The sequence below is a fragment of the Segatella copri genome (assembly GCF_024330485.1).
In the GTDB taxonomy this organism is placed as follows: domain Bacteria; phylum Bacteroidota; class Bacteroidia; order Bacteroidales; family Bacteroidaceae; genus Prevotella; species Prevotella copri_L.
On record NZ_JANDWX010000079.1, the window covers coordinates 1 to 2,485 of the forward strand.

Below are 2,485 nucleotides of genomic sequence, written 5' to 3' on the forward strand. Positions count from 1 at the left end.
AATCCAAGGATAAAGAAGCCTGTGGGACACATTGCATTGAGCTTCAAACCAGAGGACAGGCCACGTTTGACGGATGAGTTCATGGCTAAGATAGCCCTTGAATACATGCAGATGATGGGTATCAACGATGCCCAATTCATTATCGTAAGGCATCACAACTCGGACAATCCACATTGTCATATCGTGTACAATCGCATCAATAACGAGGGCAAGTTCATATCAGACAGAAATGATTATAGGCGTAACGAGCAAGTGACCAAGGCTCTAAAATCCAAGTATGGACTGACCTACGGAACGGATAAGAGCAAGACTAATACTCGTAAATTGCGCAATGCTGAGCGTGCCAAATACGAGATTCACAATGCTGTCAAGGATGCCTTGAAAGTCGCTGATAATTGGCAAAAGTTCAAAAGTGAACTTGCAAAGCGAGGTGTTCGCTTGGAACTTGTCTATAAGGACAAGGAGCAAACCAAGGTTCAAGGCATCCGTTTCTGCAAGGATGGATATAGCTTCAAGGGTACACAGATTAGCCGAGACTATAGCTTTGGCAAACTGAATGCGAGATTAGAGGGAACGGAGAACCTTTTATCAGCAAGAGCCAAATCTGCTCAGCAATATGAGCAGGGCTGTCACAAGAATGAGCAGATGCCATTCATGTCGGAGAGCAGTCAGGATCCTTGGGGCGGTATTTCTTCCATTGGACTTTTTGCTCCTGCCAACGCTCAGACCTTTGAGTCTTTCCCAGAGGATGAATCAGCCAAGAAGAAAAAGAAGAAACGCAGAAAGGGCTTTAGCCTTTGATGCAAGTTACAAACCATTCAAACAACAAAAGAAAGATGAAAGAAGAACTATTGGAAGCCATCTACGGCACAGTTGAGAGATTGGAGCAGAAAGTCGATGAACTTTCTGCTTCACCAAAGAATGCAGAGGCTGGAAGCATTCCTGTCCCTGTAAGTGTTGATACATGCAAGCTTGAAAAAGCCATCCTTTCTATAGCTGTAAAAGAAGGGGAGTCTATTGACAAATTGGCAAGATTAAGAGAGGCTATCTGTATCTTTACCGACCTTACCAAGAAAGAAGCAAGTAACAGAGAACAGCGAAGCAAGCTCTTGTTTGATACGGTTAAGCAGCTGAAGCAAGAGCAAGATGCTGCATCAAAAGACCTGCAAGAGCGACTTGACAACATAAGCAATGCACCTCAGAAGAAGATTGTTACCCATCGCTTCGAGCCAACTTCAAAGTGTGTTCTTCTTTTCATTGGTGGCTTGGCTCTGTCTCTTGTTATCTCCATTTGGGGCAATCTCACCCAATGGCGAGAACACCAAGACTGGGAGGTGGCTGACTTGAAATATCGGGCATTGAAGATGGTTCTTCCATCTGACGACCCCAATGTTCGATACATCGAAAAGAATTTTTCTGTATGCCCAAATAAAGAAGTTATTGAGAAAGTGAGAACTCGTGTAAATATTTACGAGGACTCAATTCGCTACCATAACGAAATGATACAGATGGCAGCAATTAAAGATAGCATTGCTAATAGCCTATTTAAAGAGGCGAATGAAATTAAAAAGAAAATTAACCTGAAATAATAGACAACGACCATCTGGTACAAACGCATCCTTCGTTTCGACAAGATTAAGACCAACGGCATTCGCATCGTATTCGATAGCGCAAGGGCTTCTCCGTGCATCAACAATGTTTCAGGATACTTACTTCCATCAAACTCTCAACTATTCATTCGTGTCCGTGATACCACTCGTTTGATATTGCGGACACTTTTTCTTTTATGATGGCTATGAAAAAGGAAATGGCAATATAGGTTGTTGCATTTGTTACATCTTATATATTATGCGGCACAGAACAAAATGATGCCAATATTGACCCTGTTAAAGTCGAAGAATATACGGCAGTCTTAGAAAACGGTATTGACTTGGATTCCATTGCAGGAACATATTGCGGTGTGTTGCAGACTGATGTTGAGACAATACTCACATTAAATATTAACGGAACCTATTTGTTGATACAGACATACAAGGAAGAGCAAAATGAACAGGAAAAGTTAAGGGGAACATTTCAAGTGCTTGACGGAAATGTCTTGATGTTCATACATCCTTCGAGTGGTGACAATATATTCTACAAGGTGAGGGATGACAACAATATTATTTTGATTGACTCGGTTGGCAATGAATCAGAAGGTGAAACCGCCAGGTTCTATGTGTTGAAAAAGAGAAAGTAAAAAACAACGTTACAAATAAAAATCCGTGGATAGGTTAATTTCTTATCCACGGATTTCTATTAGTAGGAAGTAAAAATTTGAACACAGCTAATCTCAACTATCTAATAATAGTGGGAGTCAATAAACTGCTTGGGGGTGTAAATTAAACTGTGTCAAGGCTTGTTCTTAACTTTCATTCCCACTCCCTGCTGGGGGCATGCCCCCAGCAGGGAAGCCTTTTCGGCTGCAAAGTTACATAATTTTAAATCT

The 2,485-nt window shown here is 41.4% G+C and carries 3 protein-coding genes; all 3 read left to right on the forward strand.

The genetic code is table 11. The features are described from left to right. The coding region (locus NNC77_RS16320; RefSeq protein WP_254971891.1) for a relaxase/mobilization nuclease domain-containing protein at positions 1-801 on the forward strand (801 nt) is incomplete at its 5' end. A 35-nt stretch (positions 802-836) separates the two neighbouring features. Next, entirely contained in the window at positions 837-1,589 is a 753-nt protein-coding gene (locus NNC77_RS16325; RefSeq protein WP_218421365.1) for a hypothetical protein, read from the forward strand. Between the two features lie 341 nt (positions 1,590-1,930). Further along, positions 1,931-2,236, forward strand: a complete 306-nt coding sequence (locus NNC77_RS16330; protein WP_254971892.1) for a copper resistance protein NlpE N-terminal domain-containing protein — start codon at positions 1,931-1,933, stop codon at positions 2,234-2,236. The last annotated feature ends 249 nt before the right edge of the window (positions 2,237-2,485 follow it).

Bases quoted from the DNA above. Each gene is read 5' to 3' on its own strand.
- NNC77_RS16325 (WP_218421365.1), top strand. From the start codon at position 837: ATGAAAGAAGAACTATTGGAAGCCATCTACGGCACAGTTGAGAGATTG.